Consider the following 21,994-nt stretch of genomic DNA (forward strand, 5'->3'; position numbering starts at 1 on the left):
GCCCGATCACATCCTCTCGGGGGCCGAGACGCCGAGCAGGTCGAGGCCGTTGGCGAGCACCACCCGGGTCGCGTCGACCAGCATCAGGCGCGCCCGGTGCAGGTCGGTGGTGTCCTCGTCGCCCCGCGGCAGCACGCGGCAGCTGTCGTAGAACCGGTGGTAGGTGCCGGCCAGCTCCTCGAGGTAGCGCGCCACCCGGTGCGGCTCGCGCAGCTCGGCGGCTGCCTTGACCACGCGCGGGAACTCGGCGAGCGCACGCAGCAGCTCGCCCTCCTTCTCGTGCGCGAGCAGCTCGGGGTGCGACACTGCCGTCACACCGAGGTCGGCCGCGTTGCGCATCAGGCTGGACACGCGGGCGTGGGCGTACTGGACCGTGAAGACCGGGTTGTCGTTGGTGGCGCGCGACCACAGGTCGAGGTCGATGTCGATCGGGCTGTTGCTGTGGTAGCGCGCCAGTGCGTAGCGACTGGCGTCGACGCCGATCGCGTCGACGAGGTCGTCGATGGTGACGACCGTGCCGGCGCGCTTCGACATCCGCATCGGCTCGCCGTCGCGGAGCAGGTTGACCATCTGGCCGATGAGGATCTCGAGGTTCTTGCCCGGCTCGTCACCGAAGGCGCTGCACATGGCGTTCATCCGGCCGACGTAGCCGTGGTGGTCGGCGCCGAGCATGATGAAGCAGCGGTCGAAGCCGCGCTCGCGCTTGTCGAGGTAGTAGCCGAGGTCGCCGGAGATGTAGGCCGGGGTGCCGTTGGACCGGATGATCACGCGGTCCTTGTCGTCGCCGTACTGCTCCGTGCGAAGCCACAACGCGCCGGCGGACTCGTAGGTGTTGCCCATCTCGGTGAGCCGCTCGATGGCTCGCTCGACCGCACCGGAGTCGTGCAGCGACTTCTCGTGGAAGTAGACGTCGAAGTCGACGCCGAAGTCGTGCAGCGACTTCTTGATCTCCTCGAACATCATGTCCACGCCGACCTCGCGGAAGACCTCCTGGGCCGTGGCGTCGTCGAGGTCCTTGACGTCGGGGCGCCTGTCGACGACGGCCGCGGCGATGTCGTGGATGTACTGACCGCCGTAGCCGTCCTCGGGAGCGGGCTCGCCCTTCGCGCTGGCCAGGAGCGAGGAGCTGAAGCGGTCGATCTGGGCGCCGTGGTCGTTGAAGTAGTACTCACGGGTGACGTCCGCGCCGGTCTTCTCGAAGATCCGGCCCAGCGCATCGCCGACCGCCGCCCACCGCACGCCACCGAGGTGCAGCGGCCCGGTCGGGTTGGCGGAGACGAACTCGAGGTCGATCTTCTCCCCCGCGAAGGCGTCGGAGGAGCCGTACGCCGTCCCTGCCGCGACGACGTCGGCGGCGACCTGGCCCTGCGCCCCGGCCTCGACCGTCACGTTGAGGAAGCCCGGACCGGCGACCTCGACCTCGGCGACGCCGTCGGCGGCGCGGAGCCGCTCGGCGACGAGGTCGGCGAAGGCGCGGGGGTTGGTCCCGGCCTTCTTGGCCAGCTGGAGCGCCACGTTGGTGGCGTAGTCGCCGTGGCCCTGCTGCCGGGGTCGCTCCACCGTGACCTGGGCCGGCACGCCGTCGGGCAGCGTGATCGCGCCGTCGGCCACGAGGGCCTCCAGCACGTCGACGATGGTCTCGGAGAGCTGATCGGGATTCACCGGGCAAGCCTATCGGCGGGTCACTGTGCGGGCCGAACCGGTTTCACGCCGTGGCCCGCCGACGCCCGATGGTCCTGCCATATGGTTCGGGGCGTGACGACGCACCCCACCTACGACCAGCTGATCGACCTCCCGGCCTACGTCGAGCAGCCCGTGCCGATGCCGTTCGAGGACATCAACGGCCACCTCAACGTCCGCCACTACATCGGTATCGCCAGCGAGGGGCTCGACGAGTCGCTCGTCGAGGTGGGCATCCCGCAGATGTGGCCACTGAGCCACGGGCACGCGTGCTTCACCGCCGAGCACCACGTCACCTACCTCAACGAGCTGCGCACCGGCGACACGATGTCGGCGCGGGTGCGCCTGCTCGGGCGGTCCGAGCGGGCCGCCCACGTGCTCGTCTACGTGCTCGACGAGACGCACCGGCAGGTGGCGTGCGTGGTCGAGGAGATCTTCCTGCACATCGACCTCGAGACCCGGCGGACCGCGCCCTGGCCCGCGGACGTCGCCGCCAAGCTGGACGCCCGCGTCGCCGAGCACGACAGCCTGCCCTTCCCGGCCGACACGTCCGGGTCGCTCGCCCTGCGCTGAGGCGGTTTCACCACGGCGCCGGGCGACCGGTAGTCTTCACCGCGCACCAGCCCCGGAGCGATCCGGGCGGTGCGGGCCTCCGTAGCTCAGGGGATAGAGCACTGGTTTCCGGTACCAGGTGCCGCAGGTTCGAATCCTGCCGGAGGCGCCCTGTGATGTCGCACGACATCCGCGACGACGGACCTGCGAATTCGTGGGTCCGTTCGTCATTTCCGGGCGGGGTCCCCCGGAGCGCCCTCGGGCCCGGGTCCCTGTTCCCGGGACCAAAGACCCCTGTCACGGCGACGGCGGAGCCGTAGCGTGGACCAGGTCCTGGGATCCCACACAGGGGGCGCAATGAGCGGTGGCTTCGGTATCGACGTCGGGACCGCGAACACGGTGGTGTGCCACCGGACCCGCGGGGTGGTGCTGGACGAGCCGTCGGTGATGGTGGTCCGCACCTCCGAGGCGAGGACGCGGCGGGTGCGACCACTGCTGGTCGGACGGGAGGCACGCGACCTGATGGGCCGCTGCCCCGTCGGGCTCACTGCCGTACGTCCGCTCCACGACGGGGTGATCGTCGACCTCGAGGCGGCGCGGGCTTTCATGGCCGCGCTGCTGGACAAGGCGGCCCTGCCGGCGTGGCAGCGGATCGGCGCCCGCGCCGTCATCGGGGTGCCGGCCGGCGCGACCGCCCTCGAACGGCGCGCGCTGCTGGAGGTGGCCGACGAGGCCGGGATGCGGAAGGCGGCACTGATCCCGGAGCCGATCGCGGGGGCCGTCGGCTGCGGCCTCGACCCCCTGGAGCCCCGGGCACACATGGTCCTCGACATCGGCGGGGGCACCTCGGAGATCACCGCGTTCTGCTACGGCGGCGTCCTGTCCCACCGGTCGTCGCGGATCGCGGGCGACGAGATGACGCTCACGCTGTACCGCTACCTGCGGGCCGAGCACCAGCTGCTCGTGGGCGAGCTCACGGCGGAGGCCCTGAAGTGCGCCGTGGACGCTGAGGAGGGCCTCTCCACGGTGGTGCAGGGCATCGACCTGGCCACCGGCCGGCCACGCCTGAAGACCCTGGAGTCCGCCGAGGTCCTCGAGGCGCTGCAACCCACGGCCGACGCCATCATCGCCGCGCTCGCGGGAGTGCTGGACGACCTGCCGCCGCAGGCGGCCGACGACGTCCTCACCGAGGGGGTCGTGGTCTTCGGCGGCTCCAGCCTGCTGCGCGGCTTCGACAAGCTGGTCGAGTCCGCGCTGGGCTTCCCCGTCCGGATGGCTGACCGGCCGCTCACCTGCGTGGCGGAGGGCGCGGCCCACTGCCTGGGCGACCCCGACGTGGTCCGTGCCTACGAGGACACGTTCATCGAGGCGGGCTGACCACGAACCCGACCGGTCAGCGACGCCGTCGGGCGGGAGGCCCGGTCCGCAGGATCTCCTCCTCGTGCGCGAAGAAGTACTCCAGCACAGGCAGCACGACGGCTCCAGACGTGCTGACCCCGTGACCGCCGCCGCGCACGAACGAGGTCGCCACCACGCGCGGGCGGTCGAGCGGGGCGGCTGCGGTGAACCACGAGTCCGGCGCGCCGTTGGGCGCGGACGGGTCCTGGGCCGAGCCGGTCTTGGCGCCGGCCCGGACCGGCAGGGCCGTCAGGATGCTGGCGGTGCCGGACGTCGCGGCCAGCGCCATGCCCTCGCGGACCGGTCCCAGCCTGTCGGCGTACGGCAGCCGCCGCGGCCGCGGCCACCGGAGCGCGGACCGGCCCGGCCCCTCGCCGTACGCCAGGCCGAGGTGGGGCGTGACCACGGCCCCGGTGGCGATGCCCGCGGTCCACAGGGCGTCCTGCAGTGGCGTCACCGTGATGTAGCCCTGCCCTATGCCGAGGATCACGGTGGAGCCGGGGTACCACGTCCCGCCGTCGCGGGAGATCGAGTCCGGAGTGCCCAGGTAGCCGGCGCTCTCCCCGGGCAGGTCGACGCCGGTCGGCCGGCCGACGCCCAGGCTCCGCGCCGTGCTGATCATCGGCCCGGGGCCCATCGCCCACGCGAGCTGGTAGAAGTACACGTTGTTGGACCACGAGATCGCGTTCGGCAGGTCCTGCGCCGGCAGGGACATCCAGTTGCCGAAGCTGTGGTCGCCCAGCGTCCAGGAGCCGCCGCCCGGCAGGACCCGGTCCGGCGGCACCGTGCCGTCCCGCATGCTGGCGGCCGCGACCACGAGCTTGAACGTCGACCCCGGCGGTGCCGCCACCTGGGTCACGTGGTCGAGCATCGGGCTCCCTGCCCTGCGCGACACGCTGGCCAGCGCCCGGTTGTCGACGGGTGGGCCGAAGACCCGGTTGTCGTACGACGGTCGGCTGGCCGTGGCGAGGACCTGCCCGTTCCGAGGATCGAGGAGCACCGCTCCCCCGAGGTCCCCGAGCGGCTGGCCGGGCCTGCTGCGCAGCACGGCGTCGAGCGACCGGGTGAGCTCGCGCTGCAGGCCGAGGTCGAGCGTGAGGCGCAGCGTGTTCCCCCGGCGGGGCGGGGTGTAGGGCCCCATCGCCATGGGCGTGCCGGCCGGCGTCACGTACACGCACTGGCGGCCGTCGGTGCCGCGCAGGATCGGGTCGTAGACCTGCTCGAGCCCGGCGCGGCCGGCGATCGCGCCCAGGGCCAGGTCGGGCCAGCGCTCCATCTCGACGGGGGTGGCGACACCCGTCCAGCCCAGCACCGGGCCGAGCACGTCACCGGCGGGGTAGCGCCGACGGGTGTCCGGGACCACGAAGACACCGGGCAGCGCGGCCTCCCTGACCCGTCGACCAGCCGCTGGTGGCAGGGAGGCCACGGTGACGTCGCGGCTCGCCCGGTCCCGGCGGAGCAGCCGCCGCAGGCCGCTCTCCGGGCGGGCCGTGAGGGCGGCGAGGCTGCTGACGTCGGTGGGTCGCACCAAGGCGGGCACGACCGCCACCCGGTGCCGCCGGACGTCGAGGGCGAGAGGCGTCCCGTGCCGGTCGGTGATCTCCCCGCGCGCCGCGGGGACCCGCGTGCAGCGCAGCATCTGGTCGAGCGCGGCCTCGCGCAGCTGGGAGCCCTGCGCGCTCTGCAGCTGCCAGACGAAGCCGACCATGCCGACGAGGAGGGCGGTCACCGTGACCGCGGTCGTGCGCAGGAGCCGGGGCCGGGCGGCGTCCGGCCGCCCGTTCCACAGGCGGTGGGTCTCCCCGTCGGCGCCGAGGGCCAGCACGAGCCCGAGCGCAGCGATGTGCACGGCGGCTGCCGTCCCGCCCTGGCTGACGAGCGGGAACGGCACGCCGGCGGTGGGCGCCAGGCCGAGGTTGCAGGCCACCGAGATCGCGACCTCGACGCTGACCAGTGCGGCGAAGCCGGCCGCGGCCAGGGCCGCGGGCCGAGTGCGGGCGCGGCGGCTCGCGGCGACGGCCCGCCAGACGAGGACCGCCGCGGCGAGGACCGCCAGCGCGCCGGCGACGATCCCGAACTGCTCGACGACGCTGGCGAAGGCGAGGTCGGTGTGCCGGTCGGGGAGGTAGAGCCCCACCAGGTCGTGCAGCGGATGGTCCGCGCCCCCGGTCAACCCGCCCCAGGCCAGGGCGATGTGCATCTGCTGGATCGCCCAACCGGGCCCGTCGACGCCCGTCGATCCGCTCAGGAAGGCGTTGAGCCGGTCCTGCTGGTAGGGGTGGAGCAGGTGCACGACGAACGGGAGCGTGAGAACCGTCGCGACGAGCACCGACACGAGCACCGTGAGGGGGATCCGGCCGAGCATGAGCATCGTGAAGACCACCGCGCACAGGACCAGGGCGGTGGAGAGGTCCGGCTGGAGCAGGATGAGGGCGACGGGCAGGGCGGCGACGGGCACGGCGGTGGCCAACCGGCGCGGCCACGACCGGTCGCTGCCGAGCACCTGGGCCAGCACCAGGAGCAGGCCGAGCTTGGCGAGCTCGGACGGCTGCATCGAGAGGGGGCCGATGGCGATCCACCGCTGGGCTCCCCGGACCGTCAGGCCGCCCACGTCGACCGCCACCAGGAGCAGCACGCTCAGGAGGTAGCAGCCCCAGCCGAGCCACCGCAGCCCCTCCGTGCGCCACCGCCGCAGGACAAGGAACAGCACCACGCCCCCGACGACGACGACGAGCTGGTGCCGGACGGCCGACAGGTCGCCGAGCGCGACGAGGTTGGCCAGTCCGAGTCCGACCAGGACGGCGACCGCACCGACGGCGAGGGGGTCGACGAGAGCGGCGTCTGGAAGCTGTACCGGCCGGCCGGGCCCCGGGCGGGACCGGCGCCCACCCAGCAACCCCCGCTCGACGCTCAGCATGGCCGGTCAGCAGCGCAGCGTCGACCCGGTGACCGGCACCGGCGCCGACTGGGCGCGTGCGGGTGCGGTCGTCGTGGCGACGAGCGCCACCGCGGGTCGCCGCGGGATCGGCACCGACGAGCTGGCGTAGACCGTGGTCCAGCCGGGTTGCGCAGTCACGCTGACCGGAGGTGACCAGCTCACGCTGCCCTCGCACGACGTCGCCGTGCCCACCCGCCAGGTCAGGGTCTGCGCGGACTGGGCCGGGCGGAAGCGAGCGGTCACCGTGACGGCACAGAGCGCACCCGGACTGCACGCACCGGCCCGTCGCAGCTCGACACCGGTGAGTGCACCGGCACGCCGCGGCGCGAGCGTCTCGATGCGCGGACGAGGCCCGGACGATGCTCGGTCCGAGGGCTTCGGCGAGGTGCCGGCGGACGCCTTCCCTGTCGGTGCGGCGGTCGCGGGGTCACGTCCGTCCGCACCGGCGCTCGCATCGTCGGTGCGACGGGTCAGCACGTAGCCGCTGCCCGCCACTGCCACCACCAGGAGCAGGGCGGCGAGCGCCACCCGGCGGCCCGGTGCGCGACGACGGCCCGCGGCCGGGCCGCGTGACCGTGGCCGGCCCGGTGAGAACCGCGTCGGCGTGGACGGCTGAGGACCCGGCGGGTCCGGAGCGGGCCGCGCCACACCCGTCGCCGCCGGGGTGCTTCCCGCCATGTGGGCGTACGCGCCGACGAGGTCAGCCAGCTGCGAGCCCAGGCGCTCGGACGCCTCCCCACCGAGGGTCTCGACCAGCGCCCTCCGGAGCCTGCCGGCCCGCGCGCCCGGTTCGGGAACGGCCTCGGCGGCCGCCTCCTCCAGCTGGCGCAGCAGCACGAGCTGCCCAGGAGTGGGGTGGGCCGGCAGTCGACGAGCGTTGTGGACGAGCGCTCCGAGCAGGTCGGCGACGGCGGTACCTCCCCGTGGCCCGGCGCGCGTCGCCGCGACACCCCCGGAGGCAGTGAGGCTCACCACCCAGCGGTCGGCCTGGGGCAGTGCACCGTCGGCCTGGGGCGGCACGTCGGTGGACTCCACCAGACGACCGGCCACGAAGACGGCCTCGGCAGGGCTGAGCGTGACCACGGCCAGCAACCGGTCGAGCGGGACCAGCCCGGCCTCGACGGCCGAGCCCGGTAACGCGGCGGCGCCCTCCTCCTCGACCTCCGACGCAGGTGGTCCGGGCTCCGTGCCGCGGGATGCAGAGACTTCCTGGACCATCGGATCCCCCGTTCCTGCACACCGGGCGTGCGGTGCGTCGTGCAACCGCGCGCTGCGTGACGCTTCTCAGTATCGAGAGGCGTCCCGGGTCCTTCACAGGGTCCTTGGACCCATCCCGGGCGGGTCCGGCCCGGGCCTTGTCCCGGGATCCGCGCGCCGCGTGGGCGTCGTACGACGATTGCCGGGTGTCGGCGTGACCAATCCCCCGGGACGTCGTTGAGCGGACGAGGGAGCTACCGGCCGGTCACTGGGACACCGGTCGATGCATCGGCTCCCCGTTTCCTTGGGAGGACTCATGGAGCACCACGTGGGACACGGCAGGCGACGTCGCTGGGCAGCGACCATCGGCGTGGGTCTGAGCATCGGTCTCGTGGCTGCGGGGGTGACCGCGCCGGTCGCCGTGGCGGAGGGCACCTCCGAGGTGGCGGCGAGGGCGGCGAGCACGGACCAGCTCACCGGCTTCGGCTACCGCGGCGACGTCTACGGCGTGAAGCTGGTGACCGACAGCGTCGAGGCGCTCAACCTCAAGGACGCCCACGCGCAGCAGCTGTGCACCCGCTCGGCCGGCAAGGTCGTCGAGCAGCAGAGCATCGTGTCGGTCCCGGACAACCCGCTGATCCGTGTCTCGGCCAGCACGAGCCGCACCGAGACGTACGCCGACGGCGAGACGCACGGCGTCCGCGGCACCAACACGATCGGCGACATCAGTGTCGGCGGCACCGTCGGTCCGCTGACCACGCCCCGCCTGGTCATCAAGGGCCTGCAGACGACCGCGCACGCCTTCCACACCCCGCGGGGCTACGGCCACGACGAGGGCTTCACCTTCGCCAGCATCACCCTCGACCTTCTCGACGACACCGTGGTGCAGCAGCTGCCGCCGGAGCTCCAGCAGCTGCTCGCCCCGCTCGACCAGGTCAGCGACACCGTCTTCACCGGGACCCAGCAGGTCGCCCAGCAGGTCTTCCAGGTCCTGAGCGACGTCACCAAGCCCATCGTCATCCCCGGCCTCGGCACGATCGCGCTCGGCTACGAGAACGGCCGCGCCAACAGCCGCAACGCCCAGTCGCAGGCCTCGGCACTGCGGATCGAGGTCACCGCCGGCGACCGCCGCCAGCTCGTCGAGCTCGGCACCGCCCGCGTCCGGATGGGCGGCCCGGCGCCCGTCGGCGTCTTCCGCTCCGGCGGCACGGCGATGGACTACCAGGCGCTCGAGGGTGCGCTGAAGTTCGGCAACGTCGAGCACAAGGCGCTCCCCTGCCAGGGCACCCGCGGACGGACGCAGACCTACCAGGTCCCCCACGCCACCCAGCTCGTCCCGGTGCCGGTGCTGCTCGAGGGCGTGACGTACCAGGTCAACGGCGACCAGTTCCGCGCCAGGACCGGCAAGAAGCGCGGCAAGGTCGCCAAGGGCTGGTCCCGCACCGCGATCGAGTCGGTCTCCATCCCCACCGCCCAGCTGGTCATCACCGACGTCAGCTCGCGCGCGGCGATGCGCCAGAAGGCCGGCAAGCGGGTGGGCTCGAAGGTCTCGACCGGCGTCGGGTCCATCACCGTCGCCGGACAGCCGGTGCCGGTCCCCGCACCCGGCGAGGTCGTCGAGCTGCCGGGCGGCGTCGGTGAGATCCAGCGCCAGCTCGTCGACACCGGCTACCGCGGGTCGCAGGTGATCGGCCTGCGGATCAAGCTCTACTCCGACGCCGTCGTCATCGACCTGGCCCGCACCGCGGGACGGATCTACGGCTCCTGACCCTCAGCAGCCGCGCAGGGCGGCATCCGGTCGGGCCTCGCGCCCCAGGCGCCGCGCCTGCGCCACGTCGGGGAAGACCACGCTGGCGGCACCGACGAAGCCGATCCGACCGCGCACCACGCACGTCGTGATCTTGCGCGGGTCCACCTGGGCGACGGCCTGGGCGATCTCGAAGAGCTCGGCGGGCGAGGCGTTGGTGTCGGTGTGGGCCATCACCGTCATCACGCCACGCTCGATGAACCCGGGCCGGGCGGCCTGCGAGCGGATCCGGGCGTGGATGCCGCGAAGCGTCCGCTGCTGGTTGGCCGAGCGGTCGAAGTCCCCTCCGACCAGGCCCTTGCGGATCCGGGAGAAGGCCATGGCGTTGTAGCCGTCGAGGTGGATGCGGCCCTGCTTGAACCCCTCCTTCTTCAGGTAGGGATCCTGGAAGCGGCGCGGGTTGGTGACGGTGATGCCCCCGATGTCGTCGACCATGTCCTCGAAGAACGGGAACCGGGTGACCAGGACGTAGTCGGGCTCGATGCCGACCAGGTTGCGCATCGCGCCGGCCATCCCCCGCGGACCGGCGAAGTAGAGCGCGGAGTTGATCTTCTCCCGGCCGTGGCCGGGGATCGCGACCCACGAGTCCCGCGGCACCCCGATGGCGGTGGCGGACCCCGTGCGGGTGTTGATGCCGACCATCTGCAGGGCGTCGCCCCTCGACCGCGTCATCGCCTGACCCGGCCGGGCGTCGGAGCCGACCGCCAGGATCCAGATGACGTCCTCGCCGCCGACGGCGACGCCCTCGGCGTGGCGGATCCTCACCAGGCTGACGTCGGTCGGCTGCACCGCCGACGTGGGTACGACGAACGCGGTGACGGCCAGCACCGCCACGAGGGCGACCGTGCGCACGAGCTTCATGGTCCGCCCCATCACCGGGCTCCCTTCGCGACGTCGTACCCGAAGACGCGCCAGGCGCCCCGCTTGCGGGTGAGGAAGAGCCGCCCCCGCACGGTGGTGGTGCCGGTCTTCTGACCGGTGGTGTCGAACTTGAGGACGAACTGCGCGGTCACGGCCCTCGCCTGCCGGTCGGTGGCAAGGATGTCGAGGGTGACCTTGCGCTGCCGAGCGGTCACCGAGTCGAGGCGCGGGCCGGCGGTCTGGTTGGTCAGCAGGGCCTTGTCGGCCCGGGCGCGCTGCTCGGCGGCTGCGGTGAAGCCGGGGAACGCGGCGGGGAAGCTGCTGCGGGGGTAGGTGCCGCCCAGGTAGGCCGCCTCCCACCACCGGTCGACGACAGCGCCGACCTGCCGGCGAACGGCCTTGCGCCGGGCGACCGGGAGCCGGCCGTGGACCCGGTGGATCCCGACCTTCGTGGGCGCGGGGTTCGAGGCCAGCGTCGCCTGCGCGTCGGACCGGCTGAGCCGGTCCGGAGCGGCCGACGGCTCGGCGGAGGACTGGCAGGCGGAGGTGAGCGGGACGAGCAGCACGAGCGCGAGTCCCACGAGGCGGCGGGCCCGGTGGGCGCGGCCTGGTGAGGGGCGGGGCATGGGGAGCTCCAGGCAGGTTTCGAGCGGACAACGAGGGTGAAACCCGAGAATGGCTACTGAATGACTACGGGTGTGGTCGACACCATGCCTCACCAGACGAACCCGGCCCTGCATTTGCGTGCGTGTGCGACTAGCCTTGTCGTCGACTTGGTCCATACCTCGCGCGATCACATCTGGAAGAGGCGAAACAAGCGTGGCGCAGTCCCCGAACGGGCAGTCCGGCAACCAGTCCTCGGTTGCACCGTCATCTGACCTGGGAGCCAACGAGTGGCTCGTGGAGGAGATGAAGGAGCAGTACGACAAGGATCCCGGGAGCGTGGGTCCGGAGTGGGCGTCCTACTTCGGCAACGGCAGCGCCGCCCCCGCCCAGGCGGCCCCGTCCGCCCCCTCCGCGCAGAGCAGCCAGAACCGGACCGCGACCCAGACCACCACCCAGACCAAGGCGCCGGCGACGTCCCAGGCTCCTGCCAAGGCCCCCGCGAAGGCCCCCGCCAAGGCTGAGAAGGCCCCCGAGAAGGCCACCGAGAAGGCCCCGGCCAAGGCCGCCTCGTCCACGCCCACCTCGACCCCGCGCCCGAAGGCCGCGGCCGACGAGCCGGCGAAGGGCACCAGCGCCCCGGTCGCCAAGGACCCCAAGCCCGCCGCGCCCTCCCCCGCCGACGACGAGCCGACGTACACCGTGCTCCGCGGCGCCCCGGCGCGCACCGTCGCCAACATGGATGCGTCGCTGTCGGTCCCGACCGCCACGTCGGTGCGCTCGGTCCCGGTCAAGCTGCTGTGGGACAACCGCACGGTCATCAACAACCACCTCGCCCGCGCTCGCGGCGGCAAGGTGTCGTTCACCCACATCATCGGCTACGCCCTCGTGAAGGCGCTGCGCTCGATGCCGGAGATGAACGTCGGCTTCGAGGTCCGTGACGGCAAGCCCAACCTGATCACGCCGGCCCACATCAACCTCGGCCTCGCGATCGACATGCAGAAGCCCGACGGCACCCGCCAGCTCCTCGTTCCCAACATCAAGGGCGCCGAGGCGATGGACTTCGCGGCCTTCTGGACGGCCTACGAGGAGATGGTGCGCAAGGCCCGCGACGGCAAGCTGACCGTCGCCGACTTCCAGGGCACCACGATGTCCCTGACCAACCCCGGCGGCATCGGCACCGTCCACTCGGTGCCGCGGCTGATGGCCGGGCAGGGCGCGATCATCGGCGTCGGCGCGATGGAGTACCCGCCGGAGTGGCAGGGCGCCTCCGACGAGGCGATCAACCGCAACGCCATCAGCAAGGCGATGACGCTGACCTCGACCTACGACCACCGCGTGATCCAGGGCGCGCAGTCGGGTGAGTTCCTCAAGCGCGTGCACGGCCTGCTGCTCGGCGAGAACGACTTCTTCGACGAGATCTTCCGCTCGCTGCGGATCCCCTACGAGCCGATCCGCTGGGCCCGCGACGTGGTCGCCACCCATGACGACGACATCGTCAAGCAGGCCCGGATCCTCGAGCTGATCCACGCCTACCGGGTCCGCGGCCACCTCATGGCCGACACCGACCCGCTGGAGTACCGCCAGCGCAGCCACCCCGACCTCGAGGTGGAGTCGCACGGCCTCACCCTGTGGGACCTCGACCGCGAGTTCGCGACCGGGTCCTTCGGCGGCGAGGGCCGGCGCTTCATGAAGCTGCGCAACATCCTCGGCATCCTGCGCGACTCCTACTGCCGCACCACCGGCATCGAGTACATGCACATCATGGATCCCGACCAGCGCAAGTGGATCCAGGAGCGCGTCGAGCAGCCGCACGTGAAGCCGCCCCGCGAGGAGCAGCTCCGCATCCTGCTCAAGCTCAACCAGGCCGAGGCGTTCGAGACCTTCCTGCAGACCAAGTTCGTCGGGCAGAAGCGCTTCAGCCTCGAGGGCGGCGAGACCACCATCCCGCTCGTCGACGAGATCTGCGAGGCCGCCGCCGAGCAGGGTCTCGACGAGGTCACCATCGGCATGGCCCACCGCGGCCGGCTCAACATGCTGGCCAACATCGTGGGCAAGAAGTACAGCCAGATCTTCCGTGAGTTCGAGGGCAACATCGACCCGCGCACGGTCCAGGGCTCCGGCGACGTGAAGTACCACCTCGGCGCCGAGGGCGAGTTCCTCGCCGGCTCGGGCGACAAGATCAAGGTCTCCGTGGCCGCGAACCCCTCGCACCTCGAGGCGGTCAACCCGGTCCTCGAGGGCATCGCCCGCGCCAAGCAGGACCTCCTCGACCAGGGCGAGAAGTTCCCGGTCCTCCCGCTGCTGGTCCACGGCGACGCGGCGTTCGCCGGCCAGGGCGTCGTGGCCGAGACGCTCAACCTGTCGCAGCTGCGCGGCTACCGCACCGGCGGCACCGTGCACGTGGTGATCAACAACCAGGTCGGTTTCACCACCGCGCCGGGCTCCTCGCGCTCCTCCCTCTACGCCACCGACGTGGCGCGGATGGTCCAGGCGCCGATCTTCCACGTCAACGGCGACGACCCGGAGGCGTGCATCCGCGTCGCCCGGCTTGCCTTCGACTACCGCCAGGCGTTCAACAAGGACGTCGTCATCGACCTCGTCTGCTACCGCCGTCGCGGCCACAACGAGGGCGACGACCCGTCCTACACCCAGCCGTTGATGTACGACCTCATCGAGCAGAAGCGTTCGGTGCGCAAGCTCTACACCGAATCGCTCATCGGTCGTGGCGACATCACGATCGAGGAGGCCGAGCAGGTCCTCAAGGACTACCAGCAGCAGCTCGAGCGGGTCTTCACCGAGGTCCGCGAGGCGAGCTCCGAGGCGCCCACCGAGTGGACGACCGTCCCGGACTACCCGGACAAGCCGGCCGGTGACTTCTCCACGGCCGTCACGCCCGAGGTGCTCAAGCGGATCGCCGACAGCTACGTCACGCCGCCGGAGAACTTCACCGTGCACCCCAAGGTGATGCCCCAGCTGCAGCGCCGCTCGGCCGCGATCACCGACGGTCCCATCGACTGGGGCACCGGCGAGATCCTCGCCTTCGGCTCCCTGCTGATGGACGGTCGCCCGGTGCGGCTGGCCGGTCAGGACTCGCGCCGCGGCACGTTCGTCTCGCGGTTCGCCACGATCATCGACCGGGTCAACGCCGACGAGTGGACGCCGCTGACCAACCTCACCGAGGACCAGGCGAAGTTCCACGTCTACGACTCGCTGCTGTCGGAGTACGCCGCCCTCGGCTTCGAGTACGGCTACTCCGTGGCGCGGCCCGAGGCGCTGGTCCTGTGGGAGGCGCAGTTCGGCGACTTCGTCAACGGCGCGCAGACCGTCATCGACGAGTTCATCTCCGCCGGTGAGACCAAGTGGCGCCAGCAGTCGGGCGTGGTCCTGCTGCTCCCCCACGGCTACGAAGGCCAGGGTCCCGACCACTCGTCGGCGCGCATCGAGCGCTTCCTGACGATGTCGGCCGAGGACGCGATGGTCGTCGCCCAGCCCTCGACGCCGGCGTCGTACTTCCACCTGCTCCGCCGGCACTCGCTCGGCGAGGAGCACCGCCCCCTCATCGTCTTCACCCCGAAGTCGATGCTCAAGCGCAAGGAGGCGGCCTCGCAGCCCGCCGACTTCATCGGCGACACCACCTTCCGCGCGTTCATCGGCGACGACAACGCCGACCGCGACAAGGTCGAGACGCTGATCCTGTGCTCGGGCCGGGTGACGTGGGACCTCATGGTCGATCGCTCCAAGCGCGACAACGGCGACGCGTTCGCCATCGGTCGCGTGGAGCGGCTCTACCCGAACCCCGTCGAGGAGATCAAGGCCGAGGTGGCGAAGTACCCCAACCTCAAGGCCATCCGGTGGGTGCAGGACGAGCCGCGCAACATGGGCCCGTGGCCGCACTACCAGCTCAACGTGTGGCCGCAGCTCGACATGACCGTCGAGCCCGTCACCCGCCCGTCGTCCGCGTCGCCGTCGGTCGGCACGGTGAAGCGCCACGTCGAGGAGCAGAAGACGCTGCTCGACGCGGCCTTCGAGTCGCCGCACGCGGCCGGCCACGACTACTGAGCCTGAGCCTGGAGAGCAGCGGTGTACTTCACCGATCGCGGGATCGAGGAGCTCGAGAGGCGCCGGGGTGACGAGGAGGTCACCCTGGCGTGGCTCGCCGAGCAGCTGCAGGCGTTCGTCGACGCGCACCCCGACTTCGAGGTGCCGGTCGAGCGGCTGGCCACCTGGCTGGCCCGGCTCGACGACCCCGAGGACTAGCAGCCGCGTGTCCTAGGCTCGCGTCATGACCTCCGAGCCCGAGCTGCTGTCCGGCGAGCAGCCGTCCGGCGAGGGCGCGGGAGAGACCCGGGCCGAGCGCAAGGAACGCACCCGCCGAGCCATCCTCGACGCGGGCCTCACCCTCGCGGCCGACTCCAACCTGTCCGCCGTCTCGCTCCGGCAGGTGGCCAAGCAGGTCGGGGTGGTCCCCACGGCGTTCTACCGTCACTTCGACTCGCTGGAGCTGCTCGGACTCGCCCTCGTGGACGAGAGCTTCCGCTCGCTCCGGTCGATGCTGACGGACGTGTGGCGCCACGCCCCGGAGTACCGCGACTTCATCGACGGGTCGCTGCCGATCGTCGCCGAGCACGTGCGGGACAACCGGGCGCACTACGCCTTCATCGCCCGGGAGCGGGTCGCCGGCCCGCCGCGGGTGCGGGAGGCGATCGGCCACGAGATCGAGCAGACCACCCGGGAGCTCGCCTCCGACATCGCCCGCAGCGGTGCCGCCGAGCACTACTCCAGCGACGACATCGGGCTGCTGGCCGACCTGATCGTGTCCTTCGTGGTCACGATGGCCGAGCGGCTGGTCGACGACCCCGACTCCGAGGAGCGCACCCTCGCCCAGGCCCGCACCCAGCTGCGGATGCTGCTCGTGGGCGCGCTCAACTGGCGCTCGCGCGAAGGCACCTGAGGTGGGGCACGACCTGGCCGCCGAGCTCGGCTACTCGCACGCCACGGGCAACCCGCTGCACCGGGCGGTGCGCTGGGGCGCCAGCACCCGTGCCGGCGGCTGGGTGTTCTCCCACGTCCTCCGCCACCTCGACGACGCCGTCGGTCGGGTCACCCGGGGACGACGCAGCGCGCCGGGGCTGCTCGCCGGTCTGGAGGTCCTCGACGTGACGACGACCGGGCGCAGGTCGGGACAGCGCCGGACCAGCCACCTCATCGCGGCGCCGTACGACGGCACGCTGGCGCTGCTCGGCACCAACTTCGGCCAGGCCGCGACACCGGCGTGGGCGCTCAACCTCGAGGCCGACCCGCGAGCGACGCTCACCTACCGCGGCGTCTCGCGCGAGGTGCTCGCCCGGCCCGCGACGCCCGCCGAGACCGAGGAGGTCTTCGCGCTGGCCGCAGGCTTCTACCCGGGCTACGCCCGCTACCGGCAGCGCGTCGGCGAGCGCCGACGGATCCGGGTCTTCGTCCTGCAGCCGGCCTGACCCGGGTCGGACCAGGCGCGAACCGGGCGCGGGTCAGGTGCCGGACCGCGGCACGACGGGGCGGACCGTCACGTCGGGGATGGTGGCGTCGGCCGGCAGGTCGACGACGTGCAGGATCGTGTCGACGACCGTCTCGGGGCTGATCCAGCGCGAGGCGTCGTAGGTGCGCCCTTCCTGCTCGTGCACCTTCTCCTGCATCGGGGTGGCGGTGCGGCTCGGGTAGACGGTGCTGACGCGCACCCCGTGCTCGACCTCCTCGGCCCGCAGCGCGTCGGCGAACGCACGCAGGCCGAACTTCGAGGCGGCGTACGCCGACCACTCGGCGCTGGCGGCCAGCCCGGCGGAGGAGTTGACGAAGACGAACGTGCCGCGGGCGGCGCGCACGTGCGGCAGCAGTTCGCGGGTCAGGACCGCCGGCGCCGTGAGGTTGACCGTCACCTGCTCCTCCCACTCGGCGAGCCGCAGCCGCTCGACCGGCGCCAGGTCGACCACGCCGGCGACGTGGAGGACGGAGTCGACGGGCCCGTCGACCTGCCGCCCCACCCCGTTGAGGGTGCCCGGGTCGGCCAGGTCGGCGACCAGGAGCTGGGCGTCCGGGAAGGTCCGGGCGAGCTCCGCCGCGCGGGCGTCGCTGCGGGCGAGCAGGACGAGGCGGTCACCCCGCTCGACCAGGCGGCGGGCCAGCGCGAGCCCGATGCCCGAGCCGGCACCGGTGAGGACGTGCGTGCGGGTCATCGGGTGAAGACGATCTTGCCGAAGACGTCGCCCTCCGCCATCGCGGCGAAGCCGTCGCGGGCCTCCTCCATCGGGATCGCCCGGTCGACGAGCGGCCGGGCGCCCGTGGCGTGCAGGAACTTCACCAGCAGGTCGAGCTCGCCGCGGGTGCCCATCGTCGAGCCGATGATCGAGAGCTGCTTGAAGAACACGTGCGTGAGGCCGGCGTCACCGACGTCGGGGCCGGACGTGGTGCCGCTGATGACGATCCTGCCGCCCGGGCGAAGCGAGCGGATCGAATGGGTCCAGGTCGCCTTGCCGACCGTCTCCATGACCGCGTCGACCCTCACGGGCAGGCGCGCGCCGGACTCGAACACCTCGTGCGCGCCGAGCTCGCGGGCCCGCGCACGCTTGGCCTCGTCGCGGCTGGTGGCGAGGACCGTCAGGCCCGCCGCGCGCCCCAGGGTGATGAGCGCGGTGGCGACGCCACCGCCGGCGCCCTGGACGAGCACCGTCTCGCCGGGCTTGCAGCCGCCCTGGACGAAGAGCATCCGGTAGGCCGTCAGCCACGCGGTGGGCAGGCAGGCCGCCTCCTCGAAGGAGAGCGAGTCGGGCTTGGGGACGAGGTTGCGGCGCGGCACGACGACCTGGTCGGCGAAGGTGCCCTGGTGGCGCTCGGACAGCAAGGACCGACCCGGGTCGTCGGCCTCGTCACCCGTCCACCGCGGGTCACCGATGACGCCGTGGACGACGACCTCGTTGCCGTCCTCGTCGACACCCGCGGCGTCGCAGCCGAGGATCATCGGCAGCGACTCCTCGCGCAGGCCCACACCCCGCAGCGACCACAGGTCGTGGTGGTTGAGGCTGGCGGCCTTCACCGTCACCGTCGCCCACCCGTCGGGGGCCTCGGGAGCCGGTCGCTCGCCGACCACCAGGCCGTTCAGCGGGTCGTCGGAGGAGAAGGACTCGGCGTAGACGGCGAACATGATCACGAGCCTAGCGGGGCGCGACGCAGTCGCTCCCCGCGTGGGGAGGAGGTCGAGTAGCGCCCGCGGCCGAGCTTGCGAGGCCGCGACGGCGCGTACCGAGACCACCTAGCGAGTGGCGCCCGTTATCCGGTTGCAGGTCCTCGCACCGACCGGTTGGGTTGAGGCGGTGAGCATCGACGTACGTCCCTCGGAGGACTCCGCGAAGTACCTGGCCACCGACCAGCTCGTCTGGTTCGGCGAGGTCACCGACGCCGACCGCGACCACCTGCGGCTCGGCCTGCCGGAGGACCAGCGGTTCGTGGTCGACCTGCCCGACGGGCCGGAGGACCACCACGCCGGCATCTACGGCGTACGCCCGATGGAGATGTCGCTGCCCGGCGGGGCGCTCGTCCCGATCGCCGGCCTGACGTGGGTCGGCGTGCACCCCGACTCACGCCGCCGCGGCGTGCTGGCCGCGATGATGACCGACCACCTCACCCGCACCCGCGACGCCGGTACGGCGATCTCCGCGCTGCACGCGAGCGAGGCCGCCATCTACGGGCGCTACGGCTACGGCAACGCGGTGCTGACCCACCAGGTCGACCTCGGCCGCGGGACGACGTTCACCGCCCCGCACCTCGAGGACGAGGTCGCCGGCATCACCACCCACCTCCTGACCATGTCCGACTCAGGCGTCGCCGAGCGGATGCGCGCGTGCCAGCTCGCCCACGCGGGCGACTTCCCCGGCACGATCGTCGGCTCGCCCGACTTCTTCTCGCTCCTGTCGCTCGAGCCGCCGGAGCAGCTGCGCGACAAGGAGCGCCGCCGGATCATCTTCGCGCGCCATGACGGCGAGGACATCGGGTTCACCGGCCTGCGGCGCGAGCACAAGTGGGAGAACGCCCGTCCGTCCGGCACCGTGGTCGTGGGCACCTTCACCGGCGGACCCGCGGCACGGCTCGCCCTGGCCCGCCGGGTCGTCGACCTCGACCTGATGGGCACGACCAAGCTGGAGAACATCGGCGTCGACGACCCGATCCTCGGCTGGGTCGGCGGCCCCCGCGGAACCGGCGACATCAAGACCTGGGACAGCACGTGGATCCGGCTCGTCGACGTCGGGGCGGCCTGGCCGCTCCGGACCTACGAGTCCGACTGCGACGTGGTCGTCGAGGTGCACGACCGCCACGCACCCTGGAACGCCGGGCGCTGGCGCCTCACCACCACCTCGGGCGCGGGGGCGGCATCGCGCACCGACTCCCCCGCCGACGTCACCCTCGACGTGGCCGTCCTGGGCGCCGGCTACCTCGGCCACGGCATCGGCGGGCTGCTCCGCGCGGGTCTCGTGCAGGAGCACCGCCCCGGCGCGTACGCCGACCTGGCGCGGGCGATGCGCACCACGGTCGCTCCGGAGCCGTCGATCGGGTTCTGACCTCCGCCGGGCCGTCCCCGGTGGCCGGTGAACCCACCCGTTGACGGCAGGTCCGCCGCTGGTCAGGCTGACCCGCATGACCTGGACCAACTGGGTGGGCAACCAGTCCTTCGCGCCCGCGTCGACCGCCGCTCCCCGCGACGAGGAGGAGGTCGCCGCGCTCGTACGCCGGGCCGCCGAGCGCGGCCAGCGTGTCCGCGTCGCGGGCGCCGGGCACTCGTTCACCCCGGTGGTCCGGACCGATGGCCTGCTGCTCGACCTCTCGGCACTGCGAGGCGTCGTCGGCACCGACGTCGCGGCGAAGCGCGCGACCGCGCTCCCCGGCACGCTGATCCGTGACTTCTACGAACCTCTGTGGGAGGTCGGGCTGGCGCTGCGCAACCAGGGCGACATCGACACCCAGCAGATCGCCGGCGCCGTGGCGACCGGGACGCACGGCTCCGGCACGCGCTACACGAGCCTGTCCGGCGTCGTGCGCGGCGTACGCCTCGTGACGGCGACCGGTGACGTGCGCGAGATCGGCGAGGCGGACCTCGACCTGCTTCACGCGGCCCAGGTCTCCGTGGGGATGCTCGGGGTCGTGACGCAGCTCGAGCTCGAGGTCACCGACGCCTACCGGTTGCGTGAGCACGTCAGCCTCCGGACCTGGGACGACGTGATGGAGCACTGGGACCAGCTGGTCGACGAGCACCGCCACTTCGGGATGTTCTGGCTGCCGACCGAGGAGTCGGGCGCCCTCTACAACCTCGACGGCCACGGCGAGCGCCTGGCCGACCAGTGCTACGTCAAGGTCTACGACGAGGTCGGCCCGGACGTGCCGGACGACGACACCGTGGGCCGCCGCGTCGACCGGTGCTACCGGATCTTCCCGATGGTCTACGACCCCAACTTCCACGAGCTGGAGTACTTCGTCGCCCTCGACCGCGCTGCCGAGGCGCTCCACGCGATGCGCGAGCTGATGCAGCGCAGCCTCCCCGACTCCGTCTACCCGCTCGAGGTGCGCACGGTCGGGCCGGACGAGGCCTTCCTCTCCCCGCAGTTCCGGACACCCACGGTCGTCATCTCCGTCTCCGGCACGCCGGGCACCGACTACTGGGCCTACCTGCGCTCGGTCGACGCACTGCTCGCCGGGTTCGACGCCCGCGTCCACTGGGGCAAGCTGCACTTCATGACTCCCGAGCGGCTCCGCGAGCTCTACCCGCGGGCCGACGACTTCGTCGCGCTCCGCCGCGAGCTGGACCCGCAGGGCATGTTCCTCAACGACCACCTGCGGCCGCTGTTCGAGTAGCAGGCGCGTCGGACGACCAGATCTCCGTCCAGCACGACCTGCCACGCCTGCCGTTCGGCGTACGACTCGTGGTTGTGGTCGTTCGACACGCCGCGGCACGGCGACCGCCGGGCCGCTCTGGTCAGAGACGTACGTGGAGGGTGGCCGCCCAGGACGCCGCGTCGGGATCGTCGACGTCGGAGACGGCGTACAACGTCGCCCCCGTCTCGTCGGCGTCGAGCACCATCAGGCCTTCGACCTTGAGCACCCGACCGTCGTGGTCAGGCAGGGGCACGACGTCGACGACCTCGCCGTCGCGGATCCGCGCGAGCGCCGTCGCCGTCACCTCCCCGTCGTCGCGCGGGTTGGGGCTGTCCTCCGCCGCGGCGCAGGCGAGCAGGTCACCGTCCGCGAGCGCGACGACGTCGGTGATCGCCAGGCCGACGCCGTCGACGGAGCCGAGGTCGTAGCTTCGCGCCGACTCGACCGGCAGGTCCGCTCCGTGCTGTCCGGCAGCGGCGGCCAGAGCTGCATCGAGGTCGAGGTCGACGCTCCCGCTGAGCAGGCCGGCCGAGGGCAGGCCTCGGTGGAACCACCGCAGGCTGCGGCCGACGATGCAGGCGCCCTCGAGGTTGAGGTCGTCCGGGTCGACGTCGAGCGCCCTCGCCACGTCGGCGTACAGCCCGTCCATGTCTGTGCTCATGACCTCGGGCACGCCGTCCCTCATCCTGAGCAGGCACCACCGCATCCTCCTCGGCGAGGAGCCCGAGCCCATCAGGAGCACCGCCTCCTCGCCGTCGACCTCGACGCGGCAGGCCGTCTCGAGGTCGGGCTTGAGGTGCTTCGTGCCGGACTCCTCCTCGAACACCTCGTGTCCCTCGACAGGCGGGAGCAGGCGTACGCGCATCGACTCGGCGCCTGGGCGGAACCACGCCGCGTGTGTCGCGTCGTCCGACACCACGAGGCGGCCCTCGCCGAGACGGACGACCGCGGAGGCCGCTCTGACCGGTGACCCGTCGTCGAACCGGAGCCGCTCCGTCACCGACACCTCGACCTCCATGTCCCGATGCTGCCAGACATGCCGTGTGTCAGCTGGTCTG

The 21,994-nt window shown here is 72.3% G+C and carries 17 protein-coding genes and 1 tRNA gene; 10 read left to right on the forward strand and 8 right to left on the reverse strand.

Features of this window, described 5'->3' with window-relative positions:
* Nucleotides 1-6: 6 nt before the first annotated feature.
* Nucleotides 7-1,662 (reverse strand): arginine--tRNA ligase, encoded by a 1,656-nt coding sequence (gene argS, locus JOD65_RS18505; RefSeq protein WP_191195125.1) that lies wholly within the window; start codon nucleotides 1,660-1,662, stop codon nucleotides 7-9.
* A 93-nt stretch (nucleotides 1,663-1,755) separates the two neighbouring features.
* Between argS and JOD65_RS18510 the strand changes: the two genes are divergently transcribed.
* The 3 genes from JOD65_RS18510 to JOD65_RS18520 all read left to right on the forward strand — a co-directional run bounded on the left by JOD65_RS18510 (nucleotide 1,756) and on the right by JOD65_RS18520 (nucleotide 3,609).
* Nucleotides 1,756-2,253, forward strand: coding sequence for a thioesterase family protein (locus tag JOD65_RS18510; protein WP_191195124.1), 498 nt, complete (start codon nucleotides 1,756-1,758; stop codon nucleotides 2,251-2,253).
* A 75-nt stretch (nucleotides 2,254-2,328) separates the two neighbouring features.
* A tRNA-Arg gene (locus JOD65_RS18515) sits at nucleotides 2,329-2,401 on the forward strand.
* Nucleotides 2,402-2,589: 188 nt separating this feature from the next.
* Nucleotides 2,590-3,609: a rod shape-determining protein gene (locus tag JOD65_RS18520; RefSeq protein ID WP_191195123.1), complete on the forward strand. Its 1,020-nt coding sequence runs from the start codon at nucleotides 2,590-2,592 to the stop codon at nucleotides 3,607-3,609.
* A gap of 16 nt (nucleotides 3,610-3,625) precedes the next feature.
* Here JOD65_RS18520 and JOD65_RS18525 read toward each other — a convergent pair whose 3' ends face one another.
* Entirely contained in the window at nucleotides 3,626-6,547 is a 2,922-nt protein-coding gene (locus JOD65_RS18525) for an FtsW/RodA/SpoVE family cell cycle protein (RefSeq protein ID WP_191195122.1), read from the reverse strand.
* A gap of 6 nt (nucleotides 6,548-6,553) precedes the next feature.
* Nucleotides 6,554-7,786, reverse strand: a complete 1,233-nt coding sequence (locus tag JOD65_RS18530) for a hypothetical protein (RefSeq protein ID WP_191195121.1) — start codon at nucleotides 7,784-7,786, stop codon at nucleotides 6,554-6,556.
* A gap of 295 nt (nucleotides 7,787-8,081) precedes the next feature.
* Between JOD65_RS18530 and JOD65_RS18535 the strand changes: the two genes are divergently transcribed.
* On the forward strand, nucleotides 8,082-9,533 hold the full coding sequence (locus tag JOD65_RS18535; RefSeq protein ID WP_191195120.1) for a choice-of-anchor P family protein: 1,452 nt from the start codon (nucleotides 8,082-8,084) through the stop codon (nucleotides 9,531-9,533).
* A 3-nt stretch (nucleotides 9,534-9,536) separates the two neighbouring features.
* On the opposite strand, the gene JOD65_RS18540 is transcribed toward JOD65_RS18535, so the two are convergent.
* Together JOD65_RS18540 and JOD65_RS18545 are read right to left on the reverse strand one after the other, a co-directional pair.
* The gene (locus JOD65_RS18540; RefSeq protein ID WP_224747175.1) at nucleotides 9,537-10,433 is read right to left on the reverse strand and encodes an LCP family protein; all 897 of its coding nucleotides are present in this window, start codon (nucleotides 10,431-10,433) and stop codon (nucleotides 9,537-9,539) included.
* Nucleotides 10,434-10,444: 11 nt separating this feature from the next.
* On the reverse strand, nucleotides 10,445-11,059 hold the full coding sequence (locus tag JOD65_RS18545) for a hypothetical protein (RefSeq protein WP_191195118.1): 615 nt from the start codon (nucleotides 11,057-11,059) through the stop codon (nucleotides 10,445-10,447).
* Between the two features lie 193 nt (nucleotides 11,060-11,252).
* On the opposite strand from JOD65_RS18545, the gene JOD65_RS18550 reads away from it, so the two are divergent.
* The 4 genes from JOD65_RS18550 to JOD65_RS18565 are packed head-to-tail and all read left to right on the forward strand — an operon-like array spanning nucleotide 11,253 to nucleotide 16,516.
* Nucleotides 11,253-15,098 (forward strand): multifunctional oxoglutarate decarboxylase/oxoglutarate dehydrogenase thiamine pyrophosphate-binding subunit/dihydrolipoyllysine-residue succinyltransferase subunit, encoded by a 3,846-nt coding sequence (locus tag JOD65_RS18550; protein ID WP_191195117.1) that lies wholly within the window; start codon nucleotides 11,253-11,255, stop codon nucleotides 15,096-15,098.
* A 21-nt stretch (nucleotides 15,099-15,119) separates the two neighbouring features.
* Nucleotides 15,120-15,296, forward strand: a complete 177-nt coding sequence (locus JOD65_RS18555) for a DUF6104 family protein (RefSeq protein WP_191195116.1) — start codon at nucleotides 15,120-15,122, stop codon at nucleotides 15,294-15,296.
* Between the two features lie 25 nt (nucleotides 15,297-15,321).
* Nucleotides 15,322-15,990 (forward strand): TetR family transcriptional regulator, encoded by a 669-nt coding sequence (locus JOD65_RS18560; protein ID WP_191195115.1) that lies wholly within the window; start codon nucleotides 15,322-15,324, stop codon nucleotides 15,988-15,990.
* Nucleotide 15,991: 1 nt separating this feature from the next.
* Nucleotides 15,992-16,516, forward strand: a complete 525-nt coding sequence (locus JOD65_RS18565; RefSeq protein ID WP_307821256.1) for a nitroreductase family deazaflavin-dependent oxidoreductase — start codon at nucleotides 15,992-15,994, stop codon at nucleotides 16,514-16,516.
* 33 nt (nucleotides 16,517-16,549) lie between these two features.
* On the opposite strand, the gene JOD65_RS18570 is transcribed toward JOD65_RS18565, so the two are convergent.
* The gene (locus JOD65_RS18570; RefSeq protein WP_191195114.1) at nucleotides 16,550-17,251 is read right to left on the reverse strand and encodes an SDR family oxidoreductase; all 702 of its coding nucleotides are present in this window, start codon (nucleotides 17,249-17,251) and stop codon (nucleotides 16,550-16,552) included.
* Entirely contained in the window at nucleotides 17,248-18,216 is a 969-nt protein-coding gene (locus JOD65_RS18575; RefSeq protein WP_191195113.1) for a zinc-binding dehydrogenase, read from the reverse strand. The genes JOD65_RS18570 and JOD65_RS18575 overlap by 4 nt, the downstream gene beginning before the upstream one ends.
* A 169-nt stretch (nucleotides 18,217-18,385) precedes the next feature.
* Here JOD65_RS18575 and JOD65_RS18580 point away from each other — a divergent pair, with 169 nt between their 5' ends.
* Together JOD65_RS18580 and JOD65_RS18585 are read left to right on the forward strand one after the other, a co-directional pair.
* Entirely contained in the window at nucleotides 18,386-19,627 is a 1,242-nt protein-coding gene (locus tag JOD65_RS18580; protein ID WP_191195112.1) for a GNAT family N-acetyltransferase, read from the forward strand.
* 76 nt (nucleotides 19,628-19,703) lie between these two features.
* Nucleotides 19,704-20,915, forward strand: a complete 1,212-nt coding sequence (locus JOD65_RS18585; RefSeq protein WP_191195111.1) for a D-arabinono-1,4-lactone oxidase — start codon at nucleotides 19,704-19,706, stop codon at nucleotides 20,913-20,915.
* Nucleotides 20,916-21,036: 121 nt separating this feature from the next.
* On the opposite strand, the gene JOD65_RS18590 is transcribed toward JOD65_RS18585, so the two are convergent.
* Entirely contained in the window at nucleotides 21,037-21,954 is a 918-nt protein-coding gene (locus JOD65_RS18590; RefSeq protein WP_191195110.1) for a DUF6910 family protein, read from the reverse strand.
* Nucleotides 21,955-21,994 lie beyond the last annotated feature (40 nt).

Source organism: Nocardioides cavernae (assembly GCF_016907475.1).
GTDB lineage: Bacteria > Actinomycetota > Actinomycetes > Propionibacteriales > Nocardioidaceae > Nocardioides > Nocardioides cavernae.

Excerpts from the sequence above, each read along its gene's own strand:
- JOD65_RS18520 (WP_191195123.1), top strand. The coding sequence starts at position 2,590 with ATGAGCGGTGGCTTCGGTATCGACGTCGGGACCGCGAACACGGTGGTG.
- JOD65_RS18525 (WP_191195122.1), bottom strand. The coding sequence starts at position 6,547 with ATGCTGAGCGTCGAGCGGGGGTTGCTGGGTGGGCGCCGGTCCCGCCCG.
- JOD65_RS18530 (WP_191195121.1), bottom strand. The coding sequence starts at position 7,786 with ATGGTCCAGGAAGTCTCTGCATCCCGCGGCACGGAGCCCGGACCACCT.
- JOD65_RS18535 (WP_191195120.1), top strand. The coding sequence starts at position 8,082 with ATGGAGCACCACGTGGGACACGGCAGGCGACGTCGCTGGGCAGCGACC.
- JOD65_RS18540 (WP_224747175.1), bottom strand. The coding sequence starts at position 10,433 with ATGAAGCTCGTGCGCACGGTCGCCCTCGTGGCGGTGCTGGCCGTCACC.
- JOD65_RS18545 (WP_191195118.1), bottom strand. The coding sequence starts at position 11,059 with ATGCCCCGCCCCTCACCAGGCCGCGCCCACCGGGCCCGCCGCCTCGTG.
- JOD65_RS18560 (WP_191195115.1), top strand. The coding sequence starts at position 15,322 with ATGACCTCCGAGCCCGAGCTGCTGTCCGGCGAGCAGCCGTCCGGCGAG.
- JOD65_RS18570 (WP_191195114.1), bottom strand. The coding sequence starts at position 17,251 with ATGACCCGCACGCACGTCCTCACCGGTGCCGGCTCGGGCATCGGGCTC.
- JOD65_RS18575 (WP_191195113.1), bottom strand. The coding sequence starts at position 18,216 with ATGTTCGCCGTCTACGCCGAGTCCTTCTCCTCCGACGACCCGCTGAAC.
- JOD65_RS18585 (WP_191195111.1), top strand. The coding sequence starts at position 19,704 with ATGACCTGGACCAACTGGGTGGGCAACCAGTCCTTCGCGCCCGCGTCG.
- JOD65_RS18590 (WP_191195110.1), bottom strand. The coding sequence starts at position 21,954 with ATGGAGGTCGAGGTGTCGGTGACGGAGCGGCTCCGGTTCGACGACGGG.